Below are 14,747 nucleotides of genomic sequence, written 5' to 3'. Positions count from 1 at the left end.
CCGCGCCAGCGTGAGGGCTCAGGCGGGGTGCCCGGCGCCCAATGCCTGGCGCAAGAAGGGCGCGGTCCGGCTTTGCGGGCAAGCGGCTACCTCTGTCGGCGTGCCACTTGCCACCAACTGCCCACCGGCGCCGCCCGCGCCAGGGCCAATGTCGATCACCCAGTCGCTACCGGCAACCACGCGCATATCATGCTCTACCACAATCACCGTATGGCCTGCTTCGATCAGCCGGTTGAGCTGCACCAACAGGCGGTCTACGTCCAGGGGGTGCAAGCCGGTAGTGGGCTCATCCAGCACATACAGGGTCGCGCCCCGGGCATTGCGTTGCAGCTCGGTGGCAAGCTTGATGCGCTGCGCCTCACCACCAGACAGCTCCGTCGCCGGCTGGCCCAGGCGCAGGTAACCCAGGCCAATGTCCTGCAGTACGTCCAGCGAGCGGCGTACGGGTGCTTCTTCAGTGAACACCTCTAGGGCCTGTTCCACTGTAAGCCGCAGTACCTGAGCGATGGTCAGGCCTTGCCAGGTGATCGCCAGGGTTTCGGGGCTATAGCGGTCCCCATGGCAAGTAGGGCACGGGGCGTACACACTGGGCATGAACAACAGCTCCACGCTCACGAAGCCTTCGCCTTCACACGTAGGGCAGCGCCCTTTGGCCACGTTGAAGGAGAATTGCCCGGCATCAAAGCCCTGGGCACGGGCCTCAGGGGTGGCCGCGAAGCACTTGCGCACATGGTCGAACAACCCGGTATAGGTAGCCAGGTTGGAACGTGGGGTACGGCCGATAGGCTTCTGGTCCACCGGCACCAGGCGTTTCACGTGCTCCAGCCCTTCGCTGATACGCCCTTCACTAGGCGCGGCCGGGGCGTCCTCCAAGCTTAGCTCGTCCGGCTCCGCGACCGGGGCACCCTGCCCTAACCGTGCGCTGACTAGCTCTAACAGTGCCTGGCTGACCAGGCTGGATTTGCCTGAGCCAGAGATGCCCGTCACCGCCGTCAGGCAGCCCAGGGGGAAGGCCACGTCCAGATTTTTGAGGTTATTGCGGGTTACCCCGGCAAGGCGCAGCCAGCCTTGGGGCGTTCTTGGCGCGCGCAGGGCCGAGCTTGCTTGGGCGAATAAATAGGCGCCGGTACGAGACTGCGCAACCTGTGCCAAACCTTCTGGCGGCCCGCTGTACAGCACCTCGCCTCCACGCTCGCCGGCGTCAGGCCCTACGTCCACCAGCCAGTCGGCCCGGCGCAGGGTGTCCATGTCATGCTCGACCACGAACACCGAATTGCCCGCTTGCTTAAGGCGTTGCAAAGCTTCGAACAAGGCTTCGCTGTCTGCCGGGTGCAAGCCCGCGGAGGGTTCATCGAGCACATAGATCACCCCGAATAGCTGGGAATTGAGCTGCGTGGCCAGGCGCAGGCGCTGTAATTCCCCCGACGACAAGGTTGGGGTGGCGCGTTCCAGGTCCAAGTACCCCAGGCCCAGGTCGATCAGCGTACCCAGGCGTTCCAGCAGTTCATTGGCGATGCGCTGGGCAGCCAGGCGCTTTTCGATGGACAGGTTCGGTGTGAAGCGCACGTCCTTGCCACTGGCGTGGGCGCTGCCCCCCGCCGCCACTCGCGCGTCTCGCCCTTGGCGTGCTTGCGCAGGGCTCAATACGTCGCCTGAGGCCTGGCCCTCGCTTAAATAGTCCGCTGAGGCTACAGGTTTGAGCAGTTGCACTACGTCATCCAAAGACAGCCGTGAAAGCTCGACGATATCCAGCCCCGCGAAGCGTACGCTCAGGGCTTGGGGCTTAAGGCGCTTGCCGTCGCACACCGGGCACGGGCTGGCGCGCATAAACTGTCCTACCCGCTTGCGCATCATGGCGCTTTGGCTGTGGGTGAAGGTTTGCAACACATAGCGGCGAGCGCCGGTAAAGGTGCCCTGATAGCTGGGCTCAAGCTTACGCCGCAGGGCCTCTTTGGTTTGCTCCGGGGTAAGCCCGGCATACACCGGTACCGTGGGGGTTTCTTCGGTGAACAAAATCCACTCGCGCTGCTTTTCAGGCAAATCCCGCCAAGGGGTGTCCACGTCATAGCCTAAGGTAACCAGAATGTCCCGCAGGTTCTGGCCCTGCCACGCGGTCGGCCAAGCAGCGATCGCCCGCTCGCGAATGGTCAAGGAGGGGTCGGGCACCAGCGAGCTTTCACTCACATCGAATACACGGCCAATACCATGACAATGGGTGCAGGCCCCTTGGGGCGTATTGGCGGAAAAATCCTCGGCGTAAAGCATGGTTTGCCCGGCTGGATAGCTCCCAGCGCGGGAATACAGCATGCGGATCAAACTCGATAGCGTGGTCACGCTGCCTACCGAAGAACGCGCATTGGGCGTGCCCCGCTGCTGTTGCAAGGCCACCGCTGGCGGCAGGCCTTCGATCGAATCCACATCTGGCACGCCAGCCTGGTCGATCAGCCGCCGCGCGTAAGGCGCCACGGACTCGAAATAGCGTCGCTGCGCTTCGGCATACAGTGTAGCGAAGGCCAGTGACGATTTACCGGAACCCGACACCCCGCTGAATACCACCAGGGCATTGCGAGGGATGTCCACATCCACGTTCTTCAGGTTGTGTTCACGGGCGCCGCGCACCCGCACAAAGCCGTTACCGGGCGTTTCCCCAGGAGCGTCTGGCGTGGAAGTCATCAAGTATTCCCTGCTATTTCAGTTCAGCGTTCGATCTACATCGAACCGTGATCGTTCAGCAGGGGAACCCTATAAAGCCGCTGCGTTTCGCCGTACGGGCTTCAAGGCTTGAGCGGGGCGGCCTCGGGAACGGCAGTGTTGGACGTTGCCGTAGTCGCCAAATGGGGTTTGGTTGAGCGGCGGTCTTCACTGACCATAAATTGCGAGGTAGCAGCGCAACGGTATTTAACACCTTTGAGGCTTGGGATAGAGGCGACCGTTTCCAGGCACTCTTCCCTTGAAGCATAAGCGGTAGGCTTACGCTCTTGCGCGCACCCCTCGGCCGGGGTACACAGGGTCATTACAACTACAAACACGCTCATCATTTGCCAATACTCCTTTGCGAAGCCAAACGGCCTGATTAGGAAAACCGGCGCGATTCTGCACAGGTCGCTGTTAGCAAAACAATGGCACAAGGCTACCGCTTATCGGGAAGATGGCGAATTGCCTGTATCCAAATTTATACGAATGTAACCTGCTGTTTATAAAGCATTTTCCAAAGTGCCATTAGTTTAGGAAAGTTCCACACTGGCAGGTATTTTTTAATTTCTGTCGCCAAATTTTGGGCAGTGCCACCATGGCCAATTCATTACAAGAACAGCCTCTATCCCAGCCTGAAATGCAATAGACAATCTGTGAAACGCCTCGCAAATTCTATCAATCCCGCTGTTAGGCTTCTAAAACCAGCCGGCTTGCCAGTGCCTTGGCTTGGGCGGCTACGTCCGTTACGGCTGTGCTCTCCCACCATACGCCGCGCAACGGCGGGCCCAGGGCGAACAGCCTGGTCGAGGCCGTGCCTTGAGCGCTTATAACGGCGCCGCTCGGGCCAGCGCTGATCCCTAGCGCCAAGGGCCCCGGTACAACTAGGCCGCGTGTCAGCAGCTGCCTAGGTAAGGGTTTATCCACCTTGCGCCAGTCGTATTCGATACCGCTGGAGTTGATCAGCGCCGCGCCATGCACCTCGATGGCCCCCACTTGACCACGGGGGCGTAGGCGCAGCAACACGCCATCGTCACTGGCATAGGCGTTGAGCAAGGTAGCAGCGGTGACTTGCAAGCGCCCTGCCTCAATCAACCCGGCCAACAAGGCCGCGCCCTGAGGTGGGGAGCGGTGATGATGGCTTTCCCACCAGGGCCGCAAGTGGCGCACGAACTGCCGCCGCTGCCGGTCGTTAGCCTGGTGCCATAACCGCGCCACATGGGCACGGACCGTATCCAAGGGCGCTTGCCAATCTATGCCCTGAGCCTGGGCCAAGCGGCACTGCTTACGCAGGGCTCTGGCGCATTGCAAGGGCGTACGCGCCTGGCCGGTTGCAAGAAAGTCCGGCCAGGCCGGTGGTTGCCGGCGGGGCTGGGGCAATAGACCATGGCGGGAAATCACCTGGATGGGGCCGCGATGGCCAGCGCGCTCCAAAGACACCAGCGCATCGACCATGGTCAGCCCGGCACCCACTATCATCACCGACGCGTTGACAGGCAACTGCGCCATGGCGCTCACATCCCAAGGGTCCAGGCCCGTGAATTGACTGCCTTCAGGCGGGTCTCGGCGCCGGGTATGGGCCGCGGCGAACACCCCCGTGGCCAGCACAGCCTTGGGCGCCCACCAGCGCCCCGCGCCTTGAACCTCCACACACAGGCCGTTTTCCATGGGAAAAACATCAACGGCCTGGCCGCGAACGTGAATCAGAGCCGAGCCCGGCGCCGCCGCTTGGGCCTCAGCCAGCCGCTGCGCGGCATAGCCGCCAAACAGCCCCCGTGGCGGAAACAGCTGCGCTATGGGCACGTTTTGAGCCCAGGCTTGAGGCCAGCCGCCTGCGGCCAAATGCGCAGCCAACCAATGGGTAAGGTCGTCGGGCTGGTTTGGATCAACGCTCATGCGCGCGGCATTGGCGTTCAGGGTATGGCCCAGTTCGGTAGCACTATAGGCCTCCCCTCGGCCCAGTTCGGCCTGCGGCTCGATCACCCCGATACGGCGCGTACCGGGCAGGCGCAGCAACTGCATGGCCAGCAAGGCCCCGCTTAACCCACCGCCGATAATCAGTACATCGGCCTGGTTTACAGCCGGGCCTCGTTCAGTGGCATCAGTCATCGATAAAACGCCCTTGCGGTGGCCATGGGATCAAGCCCAGGCCGATCATGGAATCATTGCCATGGTACCCCCTCGTAGGCGCTGGCGGCAGCCAGCGAATAGGGTCTAGTGATAGGGCCGCAGGTTCGTCAGTTGGCACTGGCTGCTACAGGAGGGCGCCTTCAATGGGTATGCTTAGCCCTTTCAGTTAAAGGAAGGCGGCTATGTCCAACCTCGAGGCCCTGGCGGTGCTGGTCAATGTGCTGGGGGTATGGCTCACCGCCCGGCGTACGCCTTGGTGCTGGCCGGTGGGGGTGGTGGCGGTGCTGTTGTATGTGTGGATTTTCTACGAGGTGAAGCTGTACTCCGACATGCTGCTGCAGGTGGTATTTGCGCTGATGCAGGGCTACGGCTGGTGGCGTTGGCGCACTGGGCGGCTGGACCATGGTCGAGTGCGGGTGGAGCGCTTGCCCCTTACCCACGCGGTGGCCAGCCTGGGCCTGGCGGCGTTACTGGCCCTGTTGCTGGGTGCAGGCATGGCGCGCTTTACCGACGCTCAGGTGCCTTGGCTGGATGCAACCCTTACCGCCTACAGCCTGGTCGCCAGTTACTGGGCCGCTCGCAAGCACGTCGCCAGCTGGTGGCTGTGGATTGCGCTGGACGCTGTGTATGTGGGCCTGTATGCCTATAAGGAGCTGCCGCTGACCGCTGCCCTCTACGCAGGCTTTATCGCGCTGGCGATCTACGGGTTGCGCGCCTGGCGGCAGGACCTAACCGCTCAATCCAGCCAACCCGCCGCTGGGCACGCTTGAGCTTAGGCTTGGGGCATTGCCTGGGCTTGCCAAAGGGCTTCGAACAAGCCACCGCTGCGGCGCAGATGATCGGGGTGGCCGTCTTCGACAATGCACCCGGCCCGCATCACCAGCACCCGATCGAAGCTGGCGATGGTGGACAGCCGGTGCGCCACCGCAAGCACGGTGCGGCCTCGCATCAAATCCGTAAGCGCTGCCTGGATTACCGCTTCGGAGCGTGAATCCAAGGCAGCGGTGGCTTCGTCCAGAATCAGCACGGGGGCATCTTTCAAAAACGCCCGGGCAATGCCTAGCCGCTGCCGTTGCCCGCCGGAAAGCATCACGCCCCGCTCCCCTACCGGCGTGTCATAGCCCTTGGGTAACTGCTCTATAAAGTCATGGCAATAGGCGTTGCGCGCCGCGGCGTACACCTCTTCACGGGTAGCGTCGGGCCGGCCATAAAGGATGTTTTCATAGATGGTGCGGTTGAACAGCGCCGGTTCTTGAGGCACCACGGCGATTTGCCGGCGCAGGCTGTCCTGGCTCATTTGGCGAATGTCCCGGCCGTCGATACGGATCGCCCCGGTGGTCACGTCGTCTAGCCGTTGTAGCAGCCCGATCAAGGTTGTTTTGCCCGCTCCGGACGGGCCTACGATGCCTACTCGCTGCCCCGGCTCGATGTGCGCGTCCACCTCATCGAGCAGCCCCGCGCCACCGGGGTAGGCATAACTGACCTTGTCGATCTCGATGCCGCCCTGGCGCACCGGCCAATCCGCGTCGTGGTCGGGTAAGCCATGGGGCTGGGCGATGATGCCCAGGGTTTCGCCGATGGCGCCCAGGTGTTGGCTGGTATCCACCAACGCCAGGGCCAGGTCTCGCGAGCCATGCAAAATGCGGAACGTCAACGCGCTCACCAGCACCACGTCCCCGGCGGTAACCTCGCCCTGGGTCCACAGCCGGATCGCCCAGGCCAGCATGCCGCCAGCCATTACGGCCAGGCACAGGTCGTGGAACACCCGGGCTTTTTCCAAGTACAGCCAGCTACGCCGCTGCGCCAGGGCCTCGGCCTGGATTTTCTCATCCAGGCGCTCGCGTTCACGGGCACGGGCCGAGAACGCCTTGATGGTCCATACATTAGACACCAGGTCCACCAGTTCCCCACCTACGTTGGCCGCCTGGGCAGCAAAGCGTTGATGCTTGCCGCGCCCCCGTATGCCGAAGTAGGTGATGATCACCGCCACCAGCACCACGCAGGCCACCAGCGCCAAGGCCATCTCCGCGCCTACCGTGGCCAGTACAAGGATCGCGCCAACGAAGTCCACGCAGGGCGGGATGATTTTCCAGATAAACGCGCCATACACCGCCCCGGCGGCGCTACCGGTCGCGGAAATACGGCTACCCAGGGCGCCGGCGTAATGCTCGGCAAAGTAGCGCATGGGGTGGCCCGTCAGGTGGCTGAACAGGTCGACGCGCATATCGGCACAACTGGCGACCACGGCACGGCAGCCCAGCCAGCCCCCTAGACGCCAGAATACGTTTTCCAGGGCGATCAGGGCGATGAACAGGCAAAAGGGCAGCCACACTTGCGGGCTATGACGCCCTGCCTGGCTCATGGTGTCTACCAGCAGCTTCATGCCGTACTGCACGGCCACCGCACAACTGGCGCCGGCAACGATCAGCCCAACCAGGCTGGCATAGGACCACGGCCTTTGCCCCACGTAATGCCACAAGAAGCGCCCTGCGCCGCGAGATGGCATGGCCATGTTCATAGCGCTTGCAACTTCCGCTGCTCGTGCTGGCCGTAGGCAGGCCTGGCGCCATTAGGCGATGCAACGCCACAGCGCTGAGCCAGGCGCCGCAACGCCGCGGCGCTATCGGCATGCAGCGGCCGCTGTCCATGGCTGTCAGCAAACCCCAACAGCCCGGTTTCACAATGCCGGTCGTCGTCCCAGCCGGGGTAGTCGAGCACCGGGTACAGGCACACCCCCTCCAAGGGTACGCCCGCGGCCAATGCCTGGGCAGCCTGCTCGCCAATGTAATCCAGCCAAGGCGCGCGGTGCTCGCTCTCGTTGCCGGTTTCGGCAATGATCAAGGGCCTGCCATAGCGGGCGTGGGCCTCTCTGAGCATGCCAGCCAAGGGGCGAAAATGCCGGTCTCCCAGCGGAATCCGCGGGCCGTTAAGAAACCACTGGTTTTGCGGGTAAAAATTTATCCCCAAAATATCCAGGTACTCTGGGCGCCCACCCAGGCCTGGCCAAGCCTTGCCGCTAAGCAAGTCCCAGCCCTCGAATTGGGACAGCCGATACCGTTCAGCCGCTTCAGCATCGCCGGGCCTTCCTGGCATGGCCAGCACGTTGATCAAAGGGTCGGCCTGAACGAACCGCGCCCTGGGGTCCACCGCGCGAATGGCCTCAATCGCAGCGATGCTGGCCCGTACCAGTTGATGCTTGAGTTCCATCCCGCGGCCATTGCCACTGGGGCTGAAATACGCCACTTCCCCCCCTGCCCAGGCCCAGAACGAAATCTCGTTGATGGGGCAGTAATAGGGCACCGCGTCGCTGTGCTCGCGTACATGGGCCGCTACCGCCCCCGCCAGAGCGGCGAAGCGCTCAACGAAGGCCGGCCGCCACACGTCCAGGCCATCGGGGTAACCATAATGGCAAATGTCCCAGATGACCTGCATGCCGGTGGCCTGGGCAGCGCTTAATTGATGATCGAAACTCGCCCAGTCGAATACGCCTGGCCGTGGTTCCAGCAGGTGCCAGCGCAAGCCATCGCGCACCGTGTGAATGCCATGGGCGCGCAGGGCATGGTAATCCTGCGCGGCCCAGCGGTCGTGGCCAGTGCCGGCCAGCAAGTCGAGCCTTCGCCCGTCCCGCCTGCGGCAACTGGAACACTCGAAACCCCCCATCAGAAAACTGGAGAAGGTTTCAGGCCTGTGCATAGGCTTGCGCCCCTGCGTTCGCGTGACCGGGCTCGGCGGCTTCAAGCTTTTGGTACAAGGCCAAGGCCTGGCCAACCACTTGGTCCATGTTGTAGTACTTGTAAGTACCCAGCCGACCCAGGAAGGTCACGCCAGGGGTTTGGTCGCCCAAGGCTTTGTACTGTTGATACAGCTCGGCGTTTTCGGGCGCGGGTACCGGGTAGTAGGGGTCGCCCTCAGCGCTGGGGTATTCGTAGGTCAGGCTGGTGTGGGGGTGTTCCTGGCCGGTAAGATGCTTGTACTCGGTGATCCGGGTATAGGGCACCTCTTCGCTGGGGTAGTTGACCACCGAGACTGCCTGATACTGGGCCTGGGGCAGGGTCTTGTGCTCGAAACGCAGCGAGCGATACGGCAAGCGCCCCAGCTTAAAGCCGAAGTACTCATCCACCGGCCCGCAATACACCAAGTGCCCCCGTGGCAATTGCTGGTCAACCTCGGCAAAGTCCGTGCTCAGCAAAATGTCGATAGTGGGCTGATCGAGCATGCGCTCGAACATCTGGGTGTAGCCGTGCAGTGGCATGATCTGATGGGTATCGCCGAAATAACGGTCATCGGTATTGGTACGGGTAGGCACCCGCGCGGTAACCGAACGATCCAGCTCCGAAGGGTCACGCCCCCACTGCTTGCGGGTATAGCCGCGGAAGAACAGCTCGTACAACTCGCGCCCCACTTGGCCGACCACCACGTCCTCGGAGGTGCGTATTGGGTCCACCGACTCGGCCCGCTCGGCCAGGAAGGCCTGAGCGCCAGCTTCGTCAAGGTCCAGCCCATAGAGGGTGTTCAGGGTGGTGAGGTTGATCGGCACCGGCACCTGCTTGCCCCGCACTTCGGCCAGCACCCGGTGCTCATAGGGCCGCCACTCGGTGAAGTTGGACAGGTAATCGACGATGCGTTGGGCATTGGTATGGAAGATATGCGGCCCGTAGCGATGGACCATCACGCCAGCTTCATCCAAGTGATCGTAGGCGTTGCCGCCCACATGGTCACGGCGATCGACCAGCAACACGCGTTTGCCTAGCCCTACGGCCAGGCGTTCGGCCAGCACACTGCCGGCAAAGCCCGCGCCCACGATCACGTAGTCGTAAAACGGTTGATTGGTGTTGCCCGAGGCGGCATTGGCGCGGGCTTGGTCAAGGGTTATCCGAGGCATTGGATCTGCTCCATCATAGCGTTCCATGTATTGTCCCAGGACATTCCCTCAAGGGCGGCGTCGGCCTGCTGAAGCAGGCGCTGGGGGTTCTGGCGTTGGGCCAGGGCCTGTTCGACCCCGGCAATAAAGGCCTGAGGGTCGTCGGCGATGTGCACTACCTCGCTGTGCCCATAGGTACGCACCACGTCAGTAATGGACGTGGACACCACAGGGCAACCGCCAGCGAGGTATTCGGGGGTTTTGGTAGGGCTGATGAAGCGGGTAGCTTCGTTACGGGCGAAAGGCATGGTGGCCACGTCCCAACCGCCCAGATAGGCCGGCAACTGATCGTAGCTTTTGCCACCCAGGTAATGGATGTTCGGTAACTGGGGCAGCGAAGCGGGGTTGATCTTCACCACCGGCCCGAGGATCACCCACTGCCAATCTGGGCGTTGACGCGCGACCGCTTCCATCAAGGCAACATCGAAGCGCTCGTCGATCACACCAAAGAAGCCCAGCCGAGGGTGGGCGATACCCGCTTGGTCCTCGGGGTCGGCCAGGCCGGTGCGGGCCGTGCCGAAGTGCTGCACATCCACGCTGCTGGGCATGGCGTGGGCATTGGCGTGCTGGGTTTTCTTCGCTTCCCAGATACTTACGCCACCGGTGAACACCACATCGGCTTTCTTCAGTAGTTGTTTTTCACGGTCCATGAGTTCGGGTGGCGCGCCGTGGAAGGCCGAAAGCTCATCCATGCAGTCGTAGATGGTCACCTTCGGTTTAAGGTGCTCACTGAAGGTCAGGCTCATGGGGGTGAAATACCAGAGCAACAGCTCCGGATGGGGGTTGCTCTGAAGGTACTCGTTTAGCAGGCGGCGCAGCAACGCGTCCACCTGCGCAGGCTCAAGGCCTGCGGGCAAGCGTGGCGTGGCCACGATCACGCCGCTGGGTTGAGGAAACACATCCAGGGACGGTTCGGCGCCTTCAGCGGGCAAAGGTTCTTCGAAAAACAGTACGTCAAATGTACGCGCCATGCGTGACATCACATGCTGAGGGCGCTGATACACGAACCCCCACCGCAGGTGAGAAAGGCAAACCAATAGAGGGCGTGTGGCCTGGGCAGGCGCCAGGCCGGGGGCCTTTTCCTCGGCTACGGCGGCGTGTACGGGGAGTGGCTTCATTGTCATAAGCAGTATCCTAAAGAAGGGGCGCGATGTTGGCTCAGCAGCACGGCCCCTTCCCTGGCGCCTGACAGAACCGCGAAGGTTGCCGCCGTCGACATCCGTGCAGTGGATACCCTTACCTGTCCACTCGTTCATCTGGGTTTACAGCGAAGCGACGGATGACAACACCGTTCGCAAAGCCAAGGGAACTGTGGGCCCCATTCATCATTCCGTAACTATAGAAGCGACCTGTTGTTATCCCCCTGTAAGAAGCAGTGCTCGCCGACTCCTCTAATGTAAGCATCAAAGGGCGACATATGATTCTAGTTACGGGTGGGGCGGGCTACATCGGCGCTCACGCGGTTCTGGCACTGCTGGAAGCTGGTGAAGACGTGGTAGTACTGGATAACTTCTGCAATAGCAGCCGCGAAGCACTCAAGCGCATCGAGCGCCTGTGCGGGCGGCGCCCTGAGCTGGTGGTCGGCGACATCCGCGACCGCGCAGTGCTGGACAAACTCTTCGCCCGCTACCCCGTGGATGCGGTGATGCACTTTGCCGGCCTCAAAGCGGTGGGGGAAAGCGTTCGCGAGCCACTGCGTTATTACGATACCAACGTCAACGGCAGCATTACCTTGTGCCAGGCCATGGCCTTCGCGGGCGTATTCACCTTGGTGTTCAGTTCGTCGGCCACGGTGTATGGGGACTGTAAACAGATGCCCATCGACGAGCATACGCCTTGCGAATGCCCGACCAACCCCTACGGGCATTCAAAACTGATGACCGAACAGGTGCTGGGTAGCTTGGCGGCCTCCGACGAGCGCTGGCGCGTTGGCCTGTTGCGTTATTTCAACCCGGTTGGGGCGCACCCCTCAGGCCTGTTGGGTGAGTCTCCCCGGGCCATCCCCAACAACCTGCTGCCGTACCTGCTACGCGTGGCCAGTGGGCACCTGCCAGCGTTGCCGATTTTTGGCAACGACTACCCCACGCCCGACGGCACTGGGGTGCGGGACTATATCCACGTGGTAGACCTGGCCGCCGGCCACCTCAATACGTTGAATTACCTACGCCAGCACAGGGGCCTTCGCACTTGGAACCTGGGCACCGGCCTTGGGTATTCGGTGCTGGAGTTGGTGCATGCCTTCGAACGGGTCAGTGGTCAGCAGCTGGCGCTGGATATGCGTGAGCGTCGCCCTGGCGATGTGGCCCAATGCTGGGCCGACCCCTCCCGCGCGATGGCCGAACTGGGCTGGGCCGCCGAACGGGACCTGGACACCATGCTGGCCGATGCCTGGCGCTGGCAGCAGGCTAACCCCTTGGGTTATGTGGACGTGCCCCGTACCCAGCCGGTGGTTGCCCTGACCGACCTCGCCACTGGCCGCGCGGCCAGCTGAGGTTTTTGGCATTACTCCGCGCTTTCCAGTCCCAGGCGTTGCCTGGGACCTCAGGGCGTGCAACGTCTGCGGGTTATTCGACCAACGTCTCCAGCAGGCAACGCCGAACGTCTTCGGCCACCGATTGGGCCGCGGATGACACCCGAAGGCCTACCGCGAATTCAGGCAGCTCAGGAAGCCCGGCGTGATGGGAGAGCCTTATAAGGTCCTGGGGCACGGTCGAGGCCAGCCAGGCGGTGATTGAAAGACCCACGCGAACAGTAGAGGCGGTGGCCTCGAAGCTACCGTTTTCAAACAGTGTCCGCCATGGGATACCTGCATTCGCCAATGCCCCAAGCACGATCGGGTGCAAGACGCAGCGCTCGTCCACAAGCGACAAAGGCAGCGGCCTGGTTTGCCCTATATCGCTGGTACCGCTTCCTACCCATCGTTAAATTGCAGATACCGTCTTGGCCGTTACCTCGCAAGTGGAGCCATACCTCTCGTAGCAGCAGGCCTTGGCGCCAACCGCGCCGTTTCAATGCTTTGATGGCCGATGTGGTCATTTGCCCACCCTCCCAACCTACCCCTCCTCACCTTTGCCGTCGAGCATTCGGGCTTTGCAAGTGCCGCCAAACCTTTCACAATCTGGCCCCTTTTTTAACTGGGCCAGCGCTTGCCCGGCTTTATACGGGTAAGGCACGGCCTTGGATATGCCTTGCTGACGGAGTTGCCTATGAACAAGCAGGCCACGGGTGTGGATACACCTCAGGATACCGCGACAGTCGAAAGCCGTTGGGGGCAAGCAGACACTACTTGGATGCTAGGGCTATTCGGCACCGCCATAGGCGCCGGTACCTTGTTCTTGCCGATCAACGCAGGGGTGGGTGGCTTCTGGCCGCTTATGATACTGGCGGCATTGGCGTTCCCCATGACCTTTTACGCCCACCGGGGGCTGACTCGCTTTGTGCTATCCGGTCGCGAGGGCGCCGACATCACAGGCGTGGTGGAGCAGCACTTCGGCCGCCATGCCGGCGCGCTTATCACCCTGCTGTATTTCTTCGCCATTTTCCCGATTCTGCTGATCTACAGCGTGGCCCTGACCAATACCGTAGGCAGCTTCGTGGAACATCAACTGCACCTGAACCCACCCCCAAGGGCGGTGCTGGCGGCGCTGCTGATCGTCGGGCTGATGCTGGTGGTGCGCTGTGGCGAGGCAGCCATCGTCAAGGTGATGAGCCTGTTGGTTTACCCCTTTATCGCCGCTCTGGTACTGCTAGGGCTATTCTTGGTGCCCCACTGGACCGGTGGCATCTTGACCACCGCCAGCGTGGTGCCGCCTGCGTCTTCCCTGGTGCACACCCTGTGGCTGGCGATTCCGGTCATGGTGTTCTCGTTCAACCATTCCCCGATCATCTCGGCCTTCGCAGTGGACCGTAAGCGTGCCTGGGGCGCGAGCGCCGAGCCGCGTTGCAGCCGTATACTGGCCCGCGCCCACGGGTTAATGGTGATCACGGTGATGTTTTTCGTGTTCAGTTGCGTACTGGTGCTGTCCCCCGCGCAACTGGCCGAGGCCAAGGCGCAGAACCTGTCAATCCTCTCGTACCTGGCCAATCATTTCAGCAACCCCACCATCGCCTTTGCCGCGCCCATCATCGCCGTAGTGGCCATCGCCAAATCCTTCCTCGGCCACTATATCGGCGCCAATGAAGGGCTGCGCGGGCTGCTGGTCAAGGCCCGCGGGCAGGCCGGTGGCAAGGGGCAGGAGCGCATGATGGCACTGGCCATGGCGCTGGTGTGCTGGGGCGTGGCCACCCTGAACCCCAGCATCCTGGGCAATCGAGACCCTGGGCGGGCCGGTGATTGCGGCGATCCTGTTCCTGATGCCGATGTATGCCGTGCGGCGCGTGCCTGCTCTGCGCCAGTACGCCGGGCAGTGGTCCAACCTGTTCGTGGTGGTAGTAGGGCTGGTGGCGATTTCCGCGCTGGTGTATGCCTTGGTGTAACCTGATGTATCACCCCCTATGCAAGGAGCCCTACATGCAGGTTATACGCGCCGACTACACCGACCCTCGCCATGCCCGCGCCCTGGTTCAGGTACTGGACCTCTACGCCCAGGACCCCATGGGCGGCGGTCAGGCACTGCCGGCGCAAGTGCTGGCCGCGCTCCCCGGCGAATTGGCCAAGCGCCCGCAGGCGCTGAGTGTGCTGGCCTTTGATGGGGACACCCCGGTAGGGCTGGTGAATTGCTTTGAAGGGTTTTCCACCTTCGCCTGCCGCCCCTTGATGAACGTGCACGACGTGATGGTGATCGAGGGTTATCGGGGCCAGGGCATCAGCCACGCCATGCTTGAGCTTGCCGAAACCCTGGCCCGCGAGCGCGGCTGCTGCAAGATGACCTTGGAAGTGCTCGAAGGCAACACCCGGGCCCAGGCCGCCTACCGCAAGCTGGGCTACGGTGGCTATGAGCTGGTACCGGCCAATGGCAATGCGCTGTTCTGGCAGAAAACCCTGTAAAGGCAGGCCTGAAGGTTA

At 62.3% G+C, this 14,747-nt stretch carries 11 protein-coding genes and 1 pseudogene; 4 read left to right on the top strand and 8 right to left on the bottom strand.

Annotation, left to right across the window (positions count from 1 at the left end):
• Positions 1-18: 18 nt before the first annotated feature.
• From ACWKV4_RS05455 to ACWKV4_RS05445, 3 genes are all read right to left on the bottom strand, one after another.
• Positions 19-2,673 (bottom strand): excinuclease ABC subunit UvrA, encoded by a 2,655-nt coding sequence (locus ACWKV4_RS05455; RefSeq protein ID WP_483830704.1) that lies wholly within the window; start codon positions 2,671-2,673, stop codon positions 19-21.
• 101 nt (positions 2,674-2,774) lie between these two features.
• A complete protein-coding gene (locus tag ACWKV4_RS05450; RefSeq protein ID WP_483830705.1) occupies positions 2,775-3,038 on the bottom strand; it encodes a hypothetical protein in 264 nt (87 codons plus the stop codon).
• A 343-nt stretch (positions 3,039-3,381) separates the two neighbouring features.
• Positions 3,382-4,800 carry an FAD/NAD(P)-binding protein gene (locus tag ACWKV4_RS05445; protein WP_483830706.1) on the bottom strand — a complete coding sequence of 473 codons (1,419 nt, stop codon included), beginning with the start codon at positions 4,798-4,800 and terminating at the stop codon, positions 3,382-3,384.
• A 203-nt stretch (positions 4,801-5,003) separates the two neighbouring features.
• Here ACWKV4_RS05445 and pnuC point away from each other — a divergent pair, with 203 nt between their 5' ends.
• Entirely contained in the window at positions 5,004-5,591 is a 588-nt protein-coding gene (gene pnuC / locus ACWKV4_RS05440; protein WP_483830707.1) for a nicotinamide riboside transporter PnuC, read from the top strand.
• A gap of 2 nt (positions 5,592-5,593) precedes the next feature.
• Here the strand turns inward: pnuC and ACWKV4_RS05435 are convergent, their stop codons facing one another.
• From ACWKV4_RS05435 to ACWKV4_RS05420, 4 genes are read right to left on the bottom strand one after another with little or no spacing between them, the layout of a single operon-like run.
• A complete protein-coding gene (locus ACWKV4_RS05435; protein ID WP_483830708.1) occupies positions 5,594-7,333 on the bottom strand; it encodes an ABC transporter ATP-binding protein in 1,740 nt (579 codons plus the stop codon).
• Positions 7,334-7,335: 2 nt separating this feature from the next.
• Positions 7,336-8,514: a beta-galactosidase gene (locus ACWKV4_RS05430; protein WP_483830709.1), complete on the bottom strand. Its 1,179-nt coding sequence runs from the start codon at positions 8,512-8,514 to the stop codon at positions 7,336-7,338.
• Positions 8,501-9,703 carry a UDP-galactopyranose mutase gene (gene glf, locus ACWKV4_RS05425; protein WP_483830710.1) on the bottom strand — a complete coding sequence of 401 codons (1,203 nt, stop codon included), beginning with the start codon at positions 9,701-9,703 and terminating at the stop codon, positions 8,501-8,503. Before glf ends, ACWKV4_RS05430 begins: the two co-directional genes overlap by 14 nt.
• Positions 9,691-10,866, bottom strand: a complete 1,176-nt coding sequence (locus ACWKV4_RS05420) for a glycosyltransferase family 1 protein (protein ID WP_483830711.1) — start codon at positions 10,864-10,866, stop codon at positions 9,691-9,693. Before ACWKV4_RS05420 ends, glf begins: the two co-directional genes overlap by 13 nt.
• A gap of 293 nt (positions 10,867-11,159) precedes the next feature.
• Here ACWKV4_RS05420 and galE point away from each other — a divergent pair, with 293 nt between their 5' ends.
• Positions 11,160-12,233, top strand: coding sequence for a UDP-glucose 4-epimerase GalE (galE, locus tag ACWKV4_RS05415; RefSeq protein WP_483830712.1), 1,074 nt, complete (start codon positions 11,160-11,162; stop codon positions 12,231-12,233).
• 73 nt (positions 12,234-12,306) lie between these two features.
• Here galE and ACWKV4_RS05410 read toward each other — a convergent pair whose 3' ends face one another.
• Entirely contained in the window at positions 12,307-12,585 is a 279-nt protein-coding gene (locus ACWKV4_RS05410) for a type 2 periplasmic-binding domain-containing protein (RefSeq protein WP_483830713.1), read from the bottom strand.
• A 363-nt stretch (positions 12,586-12,948) separates the two neighbouring features.
• Here ACWKV4_RS05410 and ACWKV4_RS05405 point away from each other — a divergent pair.
• A pseudogene (locus ACWKV4_RS05405) lies at positions 12,949-14,218 on the top strand (aromatic amino acid transport family protein).
• Between the two features lie 34 nt (positions 14,219-14,252).
• Entirely contained in the window at positions 14,253-14,729 is a 477-nt protein-coding gene (locus ACWKV4_RS05400) for a GNAT family N-acetyltransferase (RefSeq protein WP_483830714.1), read from the top strand.
• Positions 14,730-14,747 lie beyond the last annotated feature (18 nt).

It is taken from the genome of Pseudomonas artemisiae, assembly GCF_057128685.1.
This window is presented reverse-complemented; position numbering and strand designations above follow the sequence as displayed.

Coding starts and splice junctions, on each gene's coding strand:
- ACWKV4_RS05455 (WP_483830704.1), bottom strand. CDS start 2,673: ATGACTTCCACGCCAGACGCTCCTGGGGAAACGCCCGGTAACGGCTTT.
- ACWKV4_RS05450 (WP_483830705.1), bottom strand. CDS start 3,038: ATGATGAGCGTGTTTGTAGTTGTAATGACCCTGTGTACCCCGGCCGAG.
- ACWKV4_RS05445 (WP_483830706.1), bottom strand. CDS start 4,800: ATGACTGATGCCACTGAACGAGGCCCGGCTGTAAACCAGGCCGATGTA.
- pnuC (WP_483830707.1), top strand. CDS start 5,004: ATGTCCAACCTCGAGGCCCTGGCGGTGCTGGTCAATGTGCTGGGGGTA.
- ACWKV4_RS05435 (WP_483830708.1), bottom strand. CDS start 7,333: ATGGCCATGCCATCTCGCGGCGCAGGGCGCTTCTTGTGGCATTACGTG.
- ACWKV4_RS05430 (WP_483830709.1), bottom strand. CDS start 8,514: ATGCACAGGCCTGAAACCTTCTCCAGTTTTCTGATGGGGGGTTTCGAG.
- glf (WP_483830710.1), bottom strand. CDS start 9,703: ATGCCTCGGATAACCCTTGACCAAGCCCGCGCCAATGCCGCCTCGGGC.
- ACWKV4_RS05420 (WP_483830711.1), bottom strand. CDS start 10,866: ATGACAATGAAGCCACTCCCCGTACACGCCGCCGTAGCCGAGGAAAAG.
- galE (WP_483830712.1), top strand. CDS start 11,160: ATGATTCTAGTTACGGGTGGGGCGGGCTACATCGGCGCTCACGCGGTT.
- ACWKV4_RS05400 (WP_483830714.1), top strand. CDS start 14,253: ATGCAGGTTATACGCGCCGACTACACCGACCCTCGCCATGCCCGCGCC.